Annotated in this window: 19 protein-coding genes; 16 read left to right on the top strand and 3 right to left on the bottom strand. The window is 47.2% G+C overall.

All coding sequences use genetic code 11. From position 1 onward, the window contains the following. Nucleotides 1-14: 14 nt before the first annotated feature. The 7 genes from H7F27_RS04850 to yunB all read left to right on the top strand — a co-directional run bounded on the left by H7F27_RS04850 (nt 15) and on the right by yunB (nt 6080). Nucleotides 15-1358: an allantoinase gene (locus tag H7F27_RS04850; protein ID WP_024122740.1), complete on the top strand. Its 1344-nt coding sequence runs from the start codon at nt 15-17 to the stop codon at nt 1356-1358. Nucleotides 1359-1389: 31 nt separating this feature from the next. Next, complete coding sequence (locus H7F27_RS04855; protein ID WP_185848925.1) at nt 1390-1737, top strand: YunG family protein; 348 nt, start codon at nt 1390-1392, stop codon at nt 1735-1737. A gap of 37 nt (nt 1738-1774) precedes the next feature. Further along, nucleotides 1775-2623, top strand: coding sequence for a DUF72 domain-containing protein (locus H7F27_RS04860; protein ID WP_024122738.1), 849 nt, complete (start codon nt 1775-1777; stop codon nt 2621-2623). 17 nt (nt 2624-2640) lie between these two features. Further along, entirely contained in the window at nt 2641-3462 is an 822-nt protein-coding gene (locus tag H7F27_RS04865) for a sulfite exporter TauE/SafE family protein (protein ID WP_101860000.1), read from the top strand. 20 nt (nt 3463-3482) lie between these two features. After that, nucleotides 3483-4871: a bifunctional metallophosphatase/5'-nucleotidase gene (locus H7F27_RS04870; protein WP_101860001.1), complete on the top strand. Its 1389-nt coding sequence runs from the start codon at nt 3483-3485 to the stop codon at nt 4869-4871. A gap of 64 nt (nt 4872-4935) precedes the next feature. After that, a complete protein-coding gene (locus tag H7F27_RS04875) occupies nt 4936-5241 on the top strand; it encodes a YunC family protein (protein WP_010331750.1) in 306 nt (101 codons plus the stop codon). A gap of 71 nt (nt 5242-5312) precedes the next feature. Next, complete coding sequence (yunB, locus tag H7F27_RS04880; RefSeq protein WP_059292623.1) at nt 5313-6080, top strand: sporulation protein YunB; 768 nt, start codon at nt 5313-5315, stop codon at nt 6078-6080. 27 nt (nt 6081-6107) lie between these two features. On the opposite strand, the gene lytH is transcribed toward yunB, so the two are convergent. Then, complete coding sequence (gene lytH / locus H7F27_RS04885; protein ID WP_024122734.1) at nt 6108-7088, bottom strand: L-Ala--D-Glu endopeptidase; 981 nt, start codon at nt 7086-7088, stop codon at nt 6108-6110. Nucleotides 7089-7325: 237 nt separating this feature from the next. Here lytH and lipA point away from each other — a divergent pair, with 237 nt between their 5' ends. Continuing rightward, nucleotides 7326-8222, top strand: coding sequence for a lipoyl synthase (lipA, locus tag H7F27_RS04890; protein WP_010331747.1), 897 nt, complete (start codon nt 7326-7328; stop codon nt 8220-8222). 15 nt (nt 8223-8237) lie between these two features. On the opposite strand, the gene H7F27_RS04895 is transcribed toward lipA, so the two are convergent. Next, a complete protein-coding gene (locus H7F27_RS04895) occupies nt 8238-8867 on the bottom strand; it encodes a YhcN/YlaJ family sporulation lipoprotein (protein WP_024122733.1) in 630 nt (209 codons plus the stop codon). Nucleotides 8868-8979: 112 nt separating this feature from the next. On the opposite strand from H7F27_RS04895, the gene H7F27_RS04900 reads away from it, so the two are divergent. From H7F27_RS04900 to nucF, 3 genes are read left to right on the top strand one after another with little or no spacing between them, the layout of a single operon-like run. Further along, nucleotides 8980-9255, top strand: a complete 276-nt coding sequence (locus H7F27_RS04900; protein ID WP_003228682.1) for a YutD family protein — start codon at nt 8980-8982, stop codon at nt 9253-9255. Between the two features lie 24 nt (nt 9256-9279). Further along, nucleotides 9280-9714: a DUF86 domain-containing protein gene (locus H7F27_RS04905; protein ID WP_024122732.1), complete on the top strand. Its 435-nt coding sequence runs from the start codon at nt 9280-9282 to the stop codon at nt 9712-9714. Nucleotides 9715-9743: 29 nt separating this feature from the next. Beyond that, nucleotides 9744-10514: a 5' nucleotidase NucF gene (gene nucF / locus H7F27_RS04910; protein WP_024122731.1), complete on the top strand. Its 771-nt coding sequence runs from the start codon at nt 9744-9746 to the stop codon at nt 10512-10514. 26 nt (nt 10515-10540) lie between these two features. Here nucF and H7F27_RS04915 read toward each other — a convergent pair whose 3' ends face one another. Beyond that, nucleotides 10541-11041, bottom strand: coding sequence for a phosphatidylglycerophosphatase A family protein (locus H7F27_RS04915; RefSeq protein ID WP_024122730.1), 501 nt, complete (start codon nt 11039-11041; stop codon nt 10541-10543). Nucleotides 11042-11194: 153 nt separating this feature from the next. Here H7F27_RS04915 and yutH point away from each other — a divergent pair, with 153 nt between their 5' ends. The 5 genes from yutH (at nt 11195) to H7F27_RS04940 (ending at nt 17783) form a co-directional block, all read left to right on the top strand. After that, nucleotides 11195-12208 (top strand): spore coat-associated protein CotNH, encoded by a 1014-nt coding sequence (yutH, locus tag H7F27_RS04920; protein ID WP_185848926.1) that lies wholly within the window; start codon nt 11195-11197, stop codon nt 12206-12208. A gap of 204 nt (nt 12209-12412) precedes the next feature. Further along, nucleotides 12413-13714, top strand: coding sequence for a homoserine dehydrogenase (locus H7F27_RS04925; RefSeq protein ID WP_106019499.1), 1302 nt, complete (start codon nt 12413-12415; stop codon nt 13712-13714). Next, nucleotides 13714-14772: a threonine synthase gene (gene thrC / locus H7F27_RS04930; RefSeq protein WP_024122727.1), complete on the top strand. Its 1059-nt coding sequence runs from the start codon at nt 13714-13716 to the stop codon at nt 14770-14772. Before H7F27_RS04925 ends, thrC begins: the two co-directional genes overlap by 1 nt. Then, entirely contained in the window at nt 14769-15698 is a 930-nt protein-coding gene (gene thrB, locus H7F27_RS04935) for a homoserine kinase (RefSeq protein ID WP_101860004.1), read from the top strand. The genes thrC and thrB overlap by 4 nt, the downstream gene beginning before the upstream one ends. A 108-nt stretch (nt 15699-15806) precedes the next feature. After that, nucleotides 15807-17783 (top strand): S9 family peptidase, encoded by a 1977-nt coding sequence (locus tag H7F27_RS04940; protein WP_185848666.1) that lies wholly within the window; start codon nt 15807-15809, stop codon nt 17781-17783. The last annotated feature ends 19 nt before the right edge of the window (nt 17784-17802 follow it).

The following is a 17802-nucleotide window of genomic DNA, read 5'->3' on the forward strand; positions in this document are numbered from 1 at the left end:
GGGGAGGGTTCAGTATGGCTTACGATTTAGTAATAAAAGGAGCAAAGGCAGTCACGCCGGATGGTGTTAAAGAAGCTGATATTGCAATGAAAAACGGGACAATTGCCAAGATCGGTTCTGCAATTGAAGCAGAGGGGGCACCAGTTGTGGAGGCTAGCGGGCAATATATTTTTCCGGGTTCGATCGATTGCCATGTTCATTTCAACGAACCGGGCAGAGAGGATTGGGAAGGGTTTGAAACAGGCTCACAGATGATGGCTGCAGGCGGCTGCACCACTTATTTTGATATGCCGCTGAACTGCATTCCATCCACGGTGACGGCTGAAAACATTCTCGCAAAAGCTGAAATCGGCAGGCAAAAATCGGCGGTGGATTTTGCGTTATGGGGCGGCCTTGTGCCCGGTCATATTGATGACATACATCCGATGGCTGAAGCGGGTGCGATAGGATTTAAAGCATTTTTATCAAAATCAGGCACAGAGGAGTTTCGCTCTGTTGATGAACGGACCTTGCTCAAAGGCATGAAAGAAATCGCGGCCGCAGGAAAAATCCTTGCTCTTCACGCAGAAAGCGATGCGATCACAAGCTTTTTGCAGATGGAATGGGCGAATAAAGGGAAAGTGAATGCAGATGCATACGCGGCCTCCCGCCCGGAGGAAGCCGAAGCTGAAGCGGTGTATCGCACGATTCAGTATGCGAAAGTGACGGGCTGTCCGGTTCATTTTGTCCATATCAGCACGGTGAAAGCGGTTCGGCTGATTAGAGAGGCGAAACGGGAAGGGCTTGATGTTTCGGTCGAAACATGCCCGCATTATGTTTTGTTCAGCCATGACGATTTACGCGAAAGGGGTTCTGTCGCAAAATGCGCCCCTCCGCTCAGATCGCAGCCATCAAAAGAGGCGTTAATTGATACGCTGATCGCGGGGGATATTGACATGGTGTCCTCGGACCACTCCCCCTGCCGTCCTTCTCTGAAGCGGGAGGATAATATGTTTTTGTCATGGGGCGGAATCAGCGGCGGGCAGTTTACTTTATTGGCCATGCTTGAATTGGCCCTTGAGCGGGATATTCCATTTGAAACCATTGCTGAATGGACAGCGGGGGCACCCGCGAAGCGATTCGGCCTTCAGCAAAAAGGGAGGCTTGAAGAGGGGCGAGACGCGGATCTCGTTCTCGTCAGCATGGAGCCGTACACAGTCACAACAGAAACGATGTTTGCAAAACATAAGCAGAGCATTTATGAAGGACATACTTTCCCCTGCCGCATCTCGGCCACCTACAGCAGAGGACGGAGCGTGTACAGTGATGGGGAGAAAGCAGACAGCGGAATTGAGGGAGCATTGGTCGTTCCTTCGTAAGCCCGGCAGATTGAATTCTGCCGGTTTTTTTATGTCAGTGACTTTGGTTTTTAAAAATCAATCATCGTCGCTGCATACGAGTTCCAAATGGACGAAAGAATGCCCGGCATGCGGCCAATGCGGCGTGACGGCATTGGTGATACAGGAGCAATTCGGGGGCGATATTTTCAAAACAAAGGTCGGTGGGAGCTGGCATTTTTATAACAGCATAAATGGGGCTGTGTATGACTTTACGAGTGAACAGTTTCAGGAGCCTATTGAGTACCAAAATATCCCTTCCTCAAGAGAGGAGGCGTTTTTGGATACCAATGAGGAACAATATCAGCATCTGCGCTCAGCGTTTTTCCGCAATATGAACAGCATTTCCGAGGAAACCTGAAAACGCGTGTGATAAACTGGAAGAGAGGTGAATGATTGTGATTTATATCGGACTGACGGGATGGGGGGATCATGACAGCATTTATCCGCCGAAAACGGCCAGCCAGAAAAAATTGCAGGCCTATTCCTCCCATTTTCCGATCGTGGAATTAGACGCGAGCTTTTACGCGATTCAGCCGGCGCGCAACAATGAAAAGTGGGTGAAGGAAACACCGGAAACCTTCCAATTTATCATTAAAGCGTATCAGGGCATGACGGGGCATCAGCGCGGCGACATTCCGTTTGACTCCAAAGAGGAGATGTTTGATGCTTTTAAGCTGTCCTTAACGCCATATTTACATAGCAATAAGCTCGCCATGGTGCTGTTTCAATTTCCGCCGTGGTTTGACTGCAAGAAAGAAAATGTCGCTTATTTAAGATGGTGCAAAAATCAAATGGGCGATATTCCTTGCGCGCTTGAGTTCAGAAACCGCTCCTGGTTTTCGCCGCCATTTTATGAGCAGACGCTTTCCTTTATGAAAGCGGAAGGCTGGATTCACAGCGTATGTGATGAACCGCAAATCGGCGATGGAAGTGTCCCGACTGTGTTGCGGGCGACCGATGAAAACAAAACGCTCGTCAGGTTTCACGGACGCAATAAGCAGGGCTGGATGAAGCCTGATGGCGGGAAAAACTGGCGTGAGGTCAGATATTTATACCGCTATAACAAACAGGAGCTGGAAGACTGGAAAAAGCATCTGAATGAATTGCAGCAGCAGTGTAAAGATGTATTTGTCCTGTTCAACAACAATTCCGGCGGAGACGCCGCGGATAACGGCAAGCAGATGCTTGAACTGCTTGATATCGAGTACTCCGGACTTTCTCCGAGACAGCTCGATTTATTTTAGAAAAGAGGTTTTGATTGATGTCGTTTGTGATTTTGATCGTACTGGGATTTATTGCGGGTACGGTAGGAAGTTTGATTGGACTCGGCGGCGGGATTGTCATCGTTCCGGCCATGATGTTTTTAAGCGCGGTGACGCCGTATTTTCAGGATGTGACGCCGCAGGTCGCCATCGGGACTTCGCTTCTGGTCATTATTTTTACGGGTCTTTCCTCAACTTTGGCTTATATTAAATATAAAACGGTTGATTATAAAAGCGGGCTCATTTTCTTTATCGGTTCAGGTCCCGGCAGCATTATTGGGGCTTACGTGTCAAAGCTTTTTAATTCAAACTCGTTTTCCATTTGGTTTGGCATATTTATGATTCTTATTTCATTATCCTTAATGCTGAAAGCGAAGGCGCGGCCGGTAAACAAAGAGCACAGAGGAATAATACGGACTTTTCAGGATGATGCCGGAGAGCCCTATACTTACTCGTATCAGGCGCCTGTCGGGATTGCCATCGCCTTTGTTGTCGGCTTTTTAGGCGGGCTCTTTGGAATAGGCGGCGGCTCGCTGATGGTTCCGGCCATGATGCTGTTATTTCTGTTCCCGCCAAAGGTTGCGGTGGCAACGTCCATGTTCATTATTTTCCTGTCCTCTATGACAGGATCTGTTTCACATATCATGTCCGGGCATGTGAATTGGCTGTATGCCCTCGCACTTGTGCCCGGCGCTTGGTTCGGCGGAAGGCTTGGCGCCGCCATCAACCGAAAAATGCAGACGAAAACGATCGTTATGATTATGAGGATCGTATTAATTTTGATCGGCTGCCAGCTCATTTATGAAGGCATTTTCAGCTGAACGATTAGGGAGAGAATGGTATGAAAGAGAAGCTCCGCTTATATCACACAAATGATTTGCACAGCCATTTTGAAAATTGGCCAAAAATAACAGATTATATTGAGCAAAAAAGAAAAGAACATCAGTTGCACAGCGAAGAGACGCTCGTTTTTGATATTGGTGATCATATTGATCGTTTTCATTTTGTGACAGAGGCGACATTCGGAAAAGCCAATGTAGACCTCTTAAACCGTCTTGAAATTGATGGAGCGGCTATCGGCAATAACGAGGGGATTACGCTTCCTCATGAAGAGCTTGCTTCTTTATATGATCATGCCGAGTTTCCCGTTATCGTCTCTAATCTGTATGACAAAAACGGAAACCGCCCGTCCTGGGCGGTTCCTTACCATATCAAAACATTGGGAAACGGCATGACCATCGCTTTGTTAGGCGTAACGGTGCCGTATTATCCCGTATATGACAAGCTGGAATGGACTGTTACTGATGCGCTCGAAAGTATAAAAGAAACCATACAGGAAGTGAAAGGACAGGCTGATATCATCGTTCTCCTGTCGCATTTGGGAATTCTTGACGATCAAGCGGTTGCTGAAGCGGTTCCGGAGATTGACGTTATCCTCGAGTCTCATACTCACCATCTGCTTGAAAATGGACAGATGGTCAACGGCGTATTGCTTGCCAGCGCTGAGAAATACGGAAACTATGTCGGCTGTGTAGACATCACGATGGACACTGAAAAGCGAAAAATCATCAGCAAAACAGCGTCTGTTCAAAACATGGCTGAATGGACAGGGGAATCGGCGGAAACCAAAGCATTTCTTGAGGAAAAAGAGCGTGAAGCCAAGGAAAAGCTGTCCGTTGCCGTTGCGGAGCTTGCGCAAGATGCTGAAGTCAAGTGGTTTGAAGAATCTGATCTGCCTTTACTTTTGGCATATGCGTTAAAGGAATGGTGCGGAGCCGACATCAGCATGGTGAATTCCGGCGTCATCCTCGGACCGCTTAAAGCCGGCCCGGTGACCAAGCTTGACCTGCACCGCATCTGCCCTCACCCCATCAACCCGGTTACTGTCCGCCTGACGGGAGAGGAACTGAAGGAAACGATTGTTCATGCCGCTTCGGAACAGATAGAGCAGCTCCGAATTAAAGGATTGGGCTTCCGGGGAGAAGTGATGGGAAAAATGGTGTACGCGGGTGTCGATGTCGAAACAAAACGGCTGGACGATGGGATGACCCACGTCACCCGGATTACGCTGAACGGAGCTGACATAGATAAAAATAAACAATACGCTGTGGCCGTGCTTGACATGTTTACGCTCGGCAGGCTGTTTCCAATCATCCGCGACGCCGAGGTAAAAGAATATTTTATGCCGGAATTTTTGCGGGATCTGCTTGCCTGGAAGCTTGCACAATAAGGAGGTCAGCCCACAACAAGCCGTGCCCTTCATCATAAAGTGATGAAGGAAGGGAGTGGTTGACGTGGTAAATCTGACACCGATTATGATCGAAGGACAGCCTTTTACAGCTGTGACAGTAAAGCTTCCAAAAACAAATTTCATGGCAGTTTCCAATGATCACGGATACATTATGTGCGGCGCGCTTGATGTGGCGCTGCTGAATGAAAAATTAAAGGAGCGTGGAATTGTGGCGGGACGGGCGGTTGGTGTGCGAACAATTGACCAGCTGTTAGACGCCCCTTTAGAATCCGTCACATATGCCGCAGAAGATCTTGGCATTCATGCCGGCATGAGCGGCAGAGAAGCGCTTTTAAAAATGGTGAAATAAAATAAATTGGCCCGGCTATTACTATGTCCCCCCTTACAAGCATACATTGTGATATGTAAGGGGGGATTTTCTTGCCAAGATATCGCGGCCCTCTTCGCAAGAGAGGACCTTTGCCTTTCCGGTACGTGCTGCTGCTGTCACTCGTATTTTTTATCATATCAACAACAGTCAGCCTTTGGATTATCAACGGCTCGATTAAACCGGTATTAATGAGCATCGGTGAAATGGAAACGAAGCGTGTGGCAACAGAGGTGATTCAGGATTCGATTGAGGATTATATGTCTGACAGCGAAAATATGAAAGATATGTTTCAAATGAATTCTGATGAAAACGGAAATTTAACGACAATCGATTTTAATACACAGATTATAAACAGTGTGAAAACAAAGGTGACAAAACAGCTTCAGTCTCATCTGAAAGAGATGGAAACCCACACCGGACACAGCGGCGCCAGTGAAAATATTATGATCAACATCCCATTGGGACAGGTGACAGGAAACAGCCTTCTTGGAAACCTCGGCCCGAAAATCCCGGTCCGGTTTAATTTGATCGGTGACGCCTTTACGGACGTCAAAACAAAAATAAAGCCATACGGCATTAATAACGCACTTATTGATATCAGCATCTTCGTAGAAATTAAAGTGAAGGTCATCATCCCGTTCGCAAGCAAAACGGCCGTGGTCACCAATAATGTTCCTGTATCAATTAAAGCAGTGCAGGGCGAAGTGCCGCAATTTTATAACGGAAGCGGCGGTTCAGGTGTTACGCCTTCTGTCCAGCTTCCAAGCAGCAAAGAAGAAGACAGCCATGATTCAAAAAATGAAAAAAACAGCAAATAAAGCCGCCTTTTCATGAGGCGGCTTTCGTCATTTCTTTTTCTTGTACTCATAGCGCTCCCACGCTCTCAAATGTGGATAAGGATCAAACGACCATTCAGTTTTTCCATTATCCTTATACATGCCATAGTGCAGGTGCGGCGGAAATTTTCCGGCCGTGCCAGGCGGGCCGTATCCTGAGCTGCCCACTGACCCGATCACTTGGCCGGGCTCAACGATCTGCCCTGTTTTAATGCCCTTTGCAAACCCATTGAGATGGGCGAAATAATGATACGTATTGTTAATATCTCTGATGCCGATTCTCCATCCTCCAAAGCGGTTCCAGCCTTTCATTTCAATGACGCCGTAACAGGTGGATTTAACAGGAAGGCCGTAGTGGGCAAAGAGATCTGTTCCTTCATGAATCCGCCTTCCCCCAAAGCCGCGGGCGTCTCCCCACGTGCTGCGGTAGCTGTAATCCGTTCTGATCGGAAGCGGAAATGCATGCTCGCCCAAATCAATATGACCGTAAGCCTTAAACAGCTTCATGAACTCTGATATGATTCCCACCGTTTGATCACGGCGGTAATAATTCCAGAGCCCGATGCGGATATTCTCCTCATCTGTGCCGTACGACAGCAGATATTGTGCGAATGTATACAGAATGTCTTCATCATTGCTGACCTCGGCTTTCCCGTCGCCGTCACCGTCCATTCCGATTCCGTCAAACACTTTTATGCTTAACGGCGCATCGTCTTTCAGATTCGGGTTTTCTGGTCCGCTCCAGATCTCATCCGGTACATAGATGCTGATGATTCCCGTTTTGTCAGGCAGATCCTTTCTGTTGCTCCGCACATTCTCCTCGTATTGATCAACAGCGGCAAGCGCATACCAAGGAATCTGCGTTACAGCCTCGACTTTATGATATAATTCCATCCGTTTGGAAAGCACCGGATCTGAAAGCTCTTTACCAGACGCATAAGGTTCAAATGCAAACAAAAGGAGAAGAAGGGCAGATAACACAACTTTCACAAAATAATCTCCTTTCAATATTGAATACACATAGTTTGCGGCAACCCGGCGAGAAAATGTCAGTAATCATCTTCCCTTGTCGAGAAATTTTTCCTATGTTAAAGTGTCTAAAGAAAAGACTTTCTTTAGTTAGAAAAACATTATTTTTGTTGCAGAAATGAAAAAACTGCACCTATCTCGTTTTCAGAATGTTTCGTGTCAGAAATTGAGTATATTGGATATTGGAGATGATGGGAATTGGCAAAGAAAGACGAACACCTCAGAAAGCCCGAATGGCTCAAAATCAAATTAAATACAAATGAAAATTATACAGGACTCAAAAAACTCATGCGGGAAAACAATCTGCACACCGTATGTGAAGAAGCAAAATGTCCGAATATTCATGAATGCTGGGCAGTGAGACGTACAGCGACATTTATGATCTTAGGATCCGTTTGTACGAGAGCGTGCCGTTTCTGCGCAGTCAAAACGGGCCTTCCGACTGAGCTTGACCTGCAAGAGCCGGAACGCGTAGCAGATTCCGTCGCTCTGATGAATCTGAAACACGCGGTTATCACAGCTGTTGCGCGTGATGACCAAAAAGACGGCGGTGCGGGTATTTTCGCGGAAACTGTCCGTGCAATCCGCAGAAAAAGCCCGTTCACAACGATTGAGGTGCTTCCGTCAGATATGGGCGGAAACTATGATAACTTAAAAACGTTAATGGATACGCGCCCTGACATCCTGAATCACAATATCGAAACGGTTCGCCGCCTGACGCCAAGAGTCCGCGCGCGTGCGACGTACGACCGTTCGTTGGAATTTTTGCGCCGCGCGAAAGAAATGCAGCCTGACATCCCGACAAAATCAAGCATCATGATCGGACTCGGTGAAACGAAAGAAGAAATTATCGAAGTGATGGACGACCTCTTGGCAAACAATGTTGATATTATGGCAATAGGCCAATATCTGCAGCCGTCGAAGAAGCACTTAAAAGTCCAAAAATATTATCACCCTGATGAATTTGCAGAATTGAAGGAAATCGCGATGCAAAAAGGCTTCAGCCACTGTGAAGCCGGTCCGCTTGTCCGTTCCTCCTACCATGCGGATGAACAGGTTAACGAAGCATCTAAAAAACGCCAAGCGCAAGCATAATGCCAAAACGCCAGATCATCTGGCGTTTTTGTCATTCCTATTCGTTTCCTTGTCCTGGCGTGTTTCTCCATTGGCATTTTCGTTTTCCGAGACAGGGCTTCCTTGCGGGGAGGTTTTCATTTCTTGTATCGTCCCCGACATGATGTCTCTGACATCTCTTGAACCGGAACCGAGATTGCTGTAATTTTTGATGGCCTGCATGTGATTTGGATTGTCGGAAATGTACACATGATAGTAACGCGGAATCACCGAAACCGCCGTTTTTTTCACTTGATCAGCTGTCAGCTCACGGTTATTCGAATCTGTTTTGTACACGACAAGCGCTTCTTGGTCAGTGACAAGCGCTGCGGCATCTTGAATATGAGGGAGCTGAACCGTTAAGCTTGATATGATGTGAGCGGTTTCTTCACGGTCTGGCGCCGGTGTCTCCTGCTGTTCGCCGTCAAATTGTTCTTTTTGATAGCGGACATAACCAAACTGTTCATTCTCATCATGCCTGTTAAAAGCTTCATTGCGGTCAGATACATGAATGGGCCTGGTTTCATTTTGATGCTGGGCATTCTGTTCAGCGTTATTGAGTCCTGCGCCTCCGCATCCGGATAAAAGCCCGGTCATCAGGCAGAGGCTGACAGCAGTTCGCTTCATTTGTAATCCCTCCTCATGTGTAGGGTAGCCAAATCACACGAATTATTCTTTAGCAATTGATGGGGACGGGGCAATGAATTATGATAGGAATGAGTGAAAAAGAGGTGAGATCATGATTCTTATTCAAAATGCCGAATTTGAGCTGGTGCACAATTTCAAAGACGGCTTCAACGAAGAGGCTTTTAAAGCCCGTTATTCCGATATTTTAAATAAATACGATTACATTGTGGGAGACTGGGGATACGGCCAGCTCAGGCTCAAGGGCTTCTTTGACGACCAGAATCAAAAGGCGACCTTTGAAACGAAAATCAGCACATTGGACGAATACATTTACGAATACTGTAATTTCGGCTGTGCGTATTTTGTCTTAAAACGGATCAGAAAATAACCATTACACAAAGGGGATGCTGTCATGTATTTTGTTGACAGAAACAAGATAGAGCATACACTCGGGTTCTTCGAGCGTCAGCTGGAGCTGTTTCATTCGCAAACAGACTGGAAATCCGAGATCGAGGGGCTCGCGCTTGAACGCATCGGCCACCTGTTAATCGAATGCATTCTCGATACAGGAAATGACATGATTGACGGTTTTATTATGCGGGACCCGGGCAGCTATGATGATATCATGGACATACTGGTTGATGAAAAAGTCGTAACGGAAGAAGAGGGGGCAGAGCTGAAGCAATTGATTGCGTACCGAAAAACATTGGTTCAGCAATACCAGCTCGCTGACAGTGCAGAGCTTTACAAGCTGATCACCGCGCATCTAGCGGTCCTTCAAGTCTTTCCGAAACGAATCAGAAGCTACTTGGAAACAGAGCTGGGCCCTGTTTCCGCGTTTAAATAACGACAGGAAAGCCACAGGAGTGTTTAAAAATGAAAACATATAAAGGATATCTAATTGATTTAGACGGAACGATGTACAACGGCACAGAAAAAATCGAGGAAGCTTGTGAATTTGTCAGAACGCTGAAAGACCGCGGCATTCCTTATCTTTTTGTGACAAACAACTCTTCCCGCACACCGAAGCAGGTGGCGGACAAGCTGGTCTCTTTTGACATTCCGGCAACAGAGGAGCAGGTTTTTACGACAAGCATGGCGACTGCCCAGCATATCGCCCAGCAGAAAAAAGACGCGTCTGTGTATGTGATCGGGGAAGAAGGAATTCGCCAGGCGATTGAAGAAAACGGCCTGACCTTTGCAGAGGAAGAGGCGGACTTTGTTGTTGTCGGAATTGACCGCGGGATTACATACGAAAAACTTGCCGTCGGCTGCCTCGCAATCAGAAATGGCGCCCGCTTTATTTCCACAAACGGTGACATTGCCATACCGACTGAAAGAGGCCTCCTGCCGGGCAACGGTTCACTGACCTCTGTGTTAACCGTATCCACAGGCGTGCAGCCGGTATTTATCGGCAAGCCGGAATCCATCATCATGGAGCAGGCGATGCGTGTTCTCGGCACTGATGTATCCGAAACACTTATGGTCGGCGACAACTACGCGACTGACATTATGGCAGGCATTAATGCAGGGATGGATACGCTGCTTGTCCACACAGGCGTAACGAAAAGAGAGCATATGACAGACGATATGGAAAAACCGACTCACGCTATTGATTCTCTGACTGAGTGGATTCAGCATATATAAAAAAGGGCGCCCCAAAAGGGTGCCCTTTATTCTGTATGCCGCGCGCGGTGTGCAAGCCTGCTGGAGGCCGCAGCGGAAATGGCGCCGACAATGTCATCAAGAAATGTATGGCATTCGCCGGTTGATTTATCATTTAAACGGCCGAGGATACCGGGTTTTTCTTTGTCGATGTAGCCATAGTTTGTAAACCCGATGGACCCGTAAATATTCACGATGGAAAATGCCAGAACTTCATCTACTCCATATAGGCTTTCATCTATCTCCAGCATCGTTTGCAGCGGTTCAGACAGTTTTTTCTGCTCAGCAAGAACGTCCAATTCAATGCCCGTTAAAATCGCGTTTTGCACCTCACGCTTTGCGAGGACCCGATTCACATTCAACGTGCATTCATCCATGGTTAAATCCGGATGATATTTTTTCTGCAGAAAAAAGACAAGCTCGGCAATATCGGATACCTCAACGCCGCGCTCCTTCATCCGTTCTCTTGCTTTGGCTTCCATCTGACTGATTTGTTCTTTATCTGACATCAACTTCACCCAATCTTTTTTTACTAGTTTATACAAAACGTACGAGATGTTTACGACTTTTTCTTGCTCCTTCGTCGGATTAAAATATGTATTCATAATTCCGCCTGTGTATGACTACGATGTGATGAGCCCTAATTCAACAGGCAGGTGATCATTGTGAAAGGCACAATAAAAGAAAAATACGGCATTCATATCAGGCAGCTTTCAATGTATCAGCATACGTATCAATGCTTTCAAACACCGAATTCCTTCTTTTTGATTGTTCCCGTTTCCCATTTTTCAGACGAGGAGCTGACGGAGCTTTATTACATGAGTCAGTATTTACAAGAACAAAGTGACCCATACGTTTCCGTTTTTATCTTTACAAAAGAGGGCGAGCTGACCTTTGAACATGAAGGAAAAACGTACGCCCTGCTGAAGGCGGCCCCTCCTTTTTCAAACCGGGCATTTTCCATAGGGACAGAACTGGCGGAGTTTCATCGAAAGGGCAGAGGATACCCGTACGAAGTGAAGGAGGCCGGAAGAATCGGACAGTGGAAAGACCTGTGGGGAAAACGCATTGATCAGCTTGAAGCGTTTTGGCAGCGAAAGGTTCATACCCCTCCGCACGAGCCCTTTGATAAAAAAATGATTGAATCGTTTCCATATTATTTAGGACTGTCAGAAAACGCGATTCAATATTTAGTCGATACTGAGCTCGATGACAAACCGCAAGCAGCTGATTCAGGAACAATATGCCATCAGAGGATGGAAAGAAATACGTGGTCTTCTGAATCCCTTATCAGGATTCCGGCTGACTGGGTATTTGACCACGCTGCACGCGATTTAGCCGAATATATGAGACACACATTTTTGCATCATCGTGATGATTTTAACCGGCAGGGCTTTCGCTTTTTGCAGGAATACGAGCAAATCACACCGCTGTCTTCATTTTCGAAACGTCTTTTGTACAGCCGTCTCCTTTTTCCGCTTCATTATTATGAAATCGTGGAAGGCTACTATATTTCTTCAGAATCGGAAAAGCACTATTATGAAGAGCAGCTCGACTACATTCTCAGCGATTCGGGCTATGAACAATTTCTGAATGCCGCCCAGGAGTTTATGAACATGAGAGCGCAGAACATTTTTGTCCCCCCTGTCAGCTGGCTCGGAAAGGGCGGCTTGTAAGGAAGGAGAAAATCTGACAAAAATAATTAGAAAATAAAGAATCTTGTCATATCAATTGGTTAAGCGTTTACATTCGCAAAATTCAGCAGATTGTTGTCTTGTCAAAACAGAAATGGGCTTATATAATATTTGTAACTTATATGTCTGTGTTGAGTTAACAATTGTCTCTCTTGAGAGGACAATCCGAAGAAGGGTGGAGTTTTTTTGAAAGCAATTCGTGTAGGGCTTTTAGGCTTAGGTACCGTCGGAAGCGGTGTCGTTAAAATTATTCAAGACCATCAGGATAAGCTGATGCATCAGGTTGGCTGTCCAATTACAATAAAAAAAGTGCTTGTGAAAGATTTAGAGAAAAAAAGAGAAGTAGATTTGCCGAAGGAAGTGCTCACGACAGAAGTATATGATGTGATCGACGATCCAGATGTTGATGTCATCATCGAGGTGATCGGCGGTGTTGAGCAGACAAAGCAATATTTGCTTGACGCTTTGAGATCGAAAAAACACGTTGTCACGGCAAACAAAGATTTAATGGCCGTGTACGGTTCTGAACTGCTAGCTGAAGCAAAGGAAAATGGCTGTGATATTTACTTCGAAGCCAGCGTTGCCGGCGGGATTCCAATTCTTCGCACATTAGAGGAAGGCCTCTCATCAGACAGGATTACTAAAATGATGGGAATCGTAAACGGAACAACGAACTTTATCTTAACCAAAATGATTAAAGAGAAAAGCCCTTACGAGGAAGTGCTTAAGGAAGCGCAGGATCTCGGGTTTGCCGAAGCTGACCCGACTTCAGATGTGGAAGGGCTCGACGCCGCACGGAAAATGGCAATATTGGCGCGTCTCGGCTTCTCAATGAACGTCGATCTGGAAGATGTCAAAGTGAAGGGGATCTCCCAGATTACAGACGAGGATATCAGCTTCAGCAAACGCCTCGGCTACACAATGAAGCTGATCGGAATTGCCCAGCGTGACGGCAGCAAAATTGAAGTCAGCGTTCAGCCGACGCTGCTTCCAGATCACCATCCGCTTTCTGCCGTGCATAATGAATATAACGCCGTCTACGTGTATGGCGAAGCTGTCGGAGAGACGATGTTCTATGGCCCGGGAGCGGGAAGCATGCCGACAGCCACATCAGTTGTGTCTGACCTGGTTGCTGTCATGAAAAACATGCGTCTCGGCGTAACCGGCAACAGCTTTGTTGCGCCGCAATATGAGAAAAACATGAAGTCGCCGTCCGATATTTATGCACAGCAATTTTTGAGAATTCACGTGAAGGATGAGGTAGGCTCATTCTCGAAAATCACGTCTGTGTTCTCAGAACGGGGCGTCAGCTTTGAGAAAATTCTTCAGCTGCCGATTAAGGGGCATGATGAGTTAGCAGAAATCGTCATCGTCACACACCACACATCAGAAGCTGATTTCAGTGATATCCTGCAAAACTTAAATGATTTGGAAGTCGTTCAAGAAGTCAAAAGCACATATCGTGTAGAAGGGAACGGTTGGAGCTAATGTGGAAAGGACTTATCCATCAATATAAAGAGTTTTTACCCGTAACGGATCAAACACCGGCGCTTACGTTACATGAAGGCAATACGCCGCTCATTCATTTGCCGAAGCTGTCTGAACAGCTCGGGATTGAGCTCCATGTCAAAACAGAAGGCGTAAACCCTACTGGATCTTTTAAAGACCGCGGGATGGTCATGGCGGTGGCAAAGGCGAAAGAAGAAGGCAACGACACGATTATGTGCGCGTCAACCGGAAATACATCAGCGGCTGCGGCTGCTTATGCAGCCCGCGCCGATATGAAATGTATTGTCATCATCCCGAACGGGAAAATCGCGTTTGGCAAGCTCGCTCAAGCAGTCATGTACGGAGCTGAAATCATTGCGATCGACGGCAACTTTGACGATGCCCTTAAAATTGTCCGTTCAATTTGTGAAAAATCACCGATCGCGCTTGTCAACTCGGTCAACCCTTACCGCATCGAAGGCCAAAAAACAGCTGCCTTTGAAGTATGCGAACAGCTGGGCGAAGCACCGGACGTTTTGGCGATTCCGGTCGGAAATGCGGGAAACATCACAGCGTACTGGAAGGGCTTCAAAGAATATCATGAGAAAAACGGCACTGGCCTTCCGAAAATGCGCGGTTTTGAAGCGGAAGGTGCGGCTGCGATCGTCCGCAACGAAGTCATTGAAAACCCGGAAACAGTGGCAACAGCGATTCGTATCGGAAACCCGGCAAGCTGGGATAAAGCTGTAAAAGCGGCTGAGGAGTCCAATGGGAAAATTGACGAAGTCACTGACGATGAAATTCTTCATGCGTATCAGCTGATTGCCCGTGAAGAAGGCGTGTTTGCAGAACCGGGCTCCTGCGCATCTATTGCAGGTGTGCTGAAACAAGTAAAATCCGGAGAAATTCCGAAAGGCAGCAAGGTTGTGGCTGTGTTAACAGGGAACGGGCTGAAAGACCCGAACACAGCGGTCGACATTTCTGAAATGAAGCCGGTCACCCTGCCGACTGATGAAGACAGCATCCTCGAATACTTAAAAGGAGCGGCCCGTGTATGAACGATGCCGACATGCTGTTCTCTGTCACTGTTCCAGGAAGCACGGCTAACCTAGGCCCCGGCTTTGATTCAGTCGGAATGGCGCTCAGCAGATATTTAAAGCTGACCGTCTTTGAAAGCGATCAATGGTCTTTTGAAGCTGAAACAGAAACAGTCGCCGGAATTCCGGCGGGTACAGATAATATGATCTATCAAGTGGCGAAACGGACGGCAGATATGTACGGAAAAGCAATGCCTCCTGCACATGTGAAAGTGTGGAGCGACATCCCGCTTGCACGCGGTCTTGGCAGCAGTGCTGCGGCCATAGTGGCGGCTATAGAACTGGCAGACGAATTATGCGGTTTACAGCTCTCCGAAGCGGACAAGCTGCATTTAGCCAGCCTTGAAGAAGGACATCCGGACAATGCAGGCGCTTCTCTCGTCGGCGGGCTTGTGATCGGACTGCATGAAGACGACGAGACGCAAATGATCCGCGTGCCGGATGCCGACATTGATGTTGTGGTTGTCATTCCTTTTTACGAGGTGCTGACAAGAGACGCGCGGGACGTGCTCCCGGCAGAGTTTCCATATGCGGACGCTGTAAAAGCCAGCGCCGTCAGCAACATTCTCATCGCGGCGATCATGTCAAAGGATTGGCCGCTCGTCGGAAAAATCATGAAAAAGGATATGTTCCATCAGCCGTATCGGGCGATGCTTGTCCCGGAATTGTCTAAAGTGGAGCATGTTGCCGAGATGAAAGGCGCTTATGGAACTGCCCTCAGCGGAGCGGGCCCGACGATTCTCGTCATGACCGAAAAAGGAAAAGGAGAAGCGCTGAAAGAGCAGCTCGCACTTCATTTCCCGCATTGTGAAGTCGACGCTTTGACCGTTCCGAAAGAGGGAAGTATAATAGAGCGAAATCCTTTCTATCAAGTGAAAAGTGTATAGTTCATTCCAAGCGTTCCTCAGCGTCAGCGGAGGACGCTTTTTTTCTTCATGATATAAAGGGATTTTTATTTAGAAAAACGAAATACATGTAAAAAGGAGGAGATTGGTATGAAAAAGCTGATGACCGCGGAAGATATGACAGCCATTGTCTCGGTGACAGACCCTCAATACGCCCCGGACGGCAAGCGTGCGGCTTATGTGAAGTCACAAGCAAACAAAGAGAAAGATTCATATACTTCAAATATATGGGTATATGATGCGGAAAGCGGCGCGTCCATTCCTTGGACACATGGAGAAAAGCGGAACACTGATCCTAGATGGTCTCCGGACGGACGCCAGATTGCGTTTGTTTCTGACCGTGATGGCGATGTGTCTCAGCTTTATATAATGAGCGCTGAAGGCGGGGAAGCAAAAAAACTGACTGATATTCCGTATGGCGTGTCTCAGCCGGTATGGTCTCCGGATGGAGAGTCAGTGCTTGTCACGGTCAGCCTGGGAGATGAAGAAAGTGTTTATGATCAAGAGAAAACGGAACCCGACAGCTTTGAACCGGTTGAAGTGCATGGTTTAGCCTATAAACGGGATGGAAAAGGGCTGACGAGAGGCGCGTATGCGCAGCTTGTGCTTGTCAGCGTGAAGTCTGGTGAGGTAAAACAGCTGACTAATGAAAAAGCTGACCACTTCGATCCGGCTTTTTCTCCTGACGGCAAATCTCTCGTTTTTTCGGCTAATTTGACTGAAACGGATGATGCCAGCAAGCCGCACGATGTCTGCATGGTGTCGCTGGAGGCTGAAGATCTCAAGCTGATTACCTCTCATCGCGGCTCATTCGGACCCAGCTCTTTTTCACCGGACGGAAGGTACCTTGCTTTGCTTGGGCATGAACAGGAATATCGGAATGCAACGCTAGAAAAAGCGTGGCTTTATGATATAGAGCAAGACCGCCTTACGTGTCTCACTGATATGTTGGACGTTCACTTAGCGGATGCGTTGATTGGAGACTCACTGATAGGAGGAGCTGAACAGCGCCCGGTTTGGACAAAAGACAGTCAAGGGTTTTATGTCATCGGCACAGAACAAGGCAGCACGGGAATCTATTATGTTTCTATAGAAGGACTCGTATATCCGATTCGGTTAGAAAAAGAATATATCAACAGCTTTTCCATTCATCCTGATGAACAAAGCTTTATTGCCAGTATGACAAAGCCCGACAGACCTAGTGAGCTATACAGCATTCCGCTTGGACAGGAAGAAAAACGGCTGACTGATGCGAATGACAAGTTTGTTGACGAGCACCTCATTTCGTTACCTGAAGACATTCAATATGTGACAGAAGACGGGATGACGGTGAACGGCTGGCTGATGAAACCTGCTCAGGCTGCAGAGGGCAAAAACTATCCGCTTATTCTCAATATACACGGCGGTCCGCATATGATGTACGGGCATACATATTTTCACGAATTTCAGGTGCTGGCGGCGAAAGGATATGCAGTGGTTTATGTAAATCCAAGAGGAAGCCATGGCTACGGACAGGAATTTGTGAACGCAGTCAGAGGGGATTACGGCGGAAAAGACTATCAGGACGTGATGCAGGCAGTGGATGAGGCGATCAAAAGAGACTCGCAGATTGATGCCGAGCGGATAGGCGTCACAGGCGGAAGCTACGGAGGCTTTATGACCAACTGGATCGTGGGGCAGACAAATCGTTTTAAAGCAGCTGTCACTCAGCGTTCGATTTCAAACTGGCTCAGCTTTCACGGCGTTAGTGATATCGGCTATTTTTTCACGGACTGGCAGCTTGAGCATGACATGTTTACCGATACAGAAAAACTGTGGGACCGTTCCCCTTTAAAATATGCGGCAAATGTGGAGACGCCCCTTTTAATTCTTCATGGCGAACGTGATGACCGGTGCCCGATTGAACAGGCTGAACAGCTTTTTATCGCCTTGAAAAAAATGGACAAGGAAACCGTGCTGGTCCGTTTTCCGAAAGCGACGCATAATTTGTCACGCAGCGGACACCCGGGACAGCGGATCAAGCGCCTGGCCTATATAAGCTCATGGTTTGACCAATATCTCTCATAAAAAAAGCCAGGCTGATCAA

It is taken from the genome of Bacillus sp. PAMC26543, from assembly GCF_014250375.1.
Taxonomy (GTDB): Bacteria; Bacillota; Bacilli; order Bacillales; family Bacillaceae; genus Bacillus; species Bacillus halotolerans.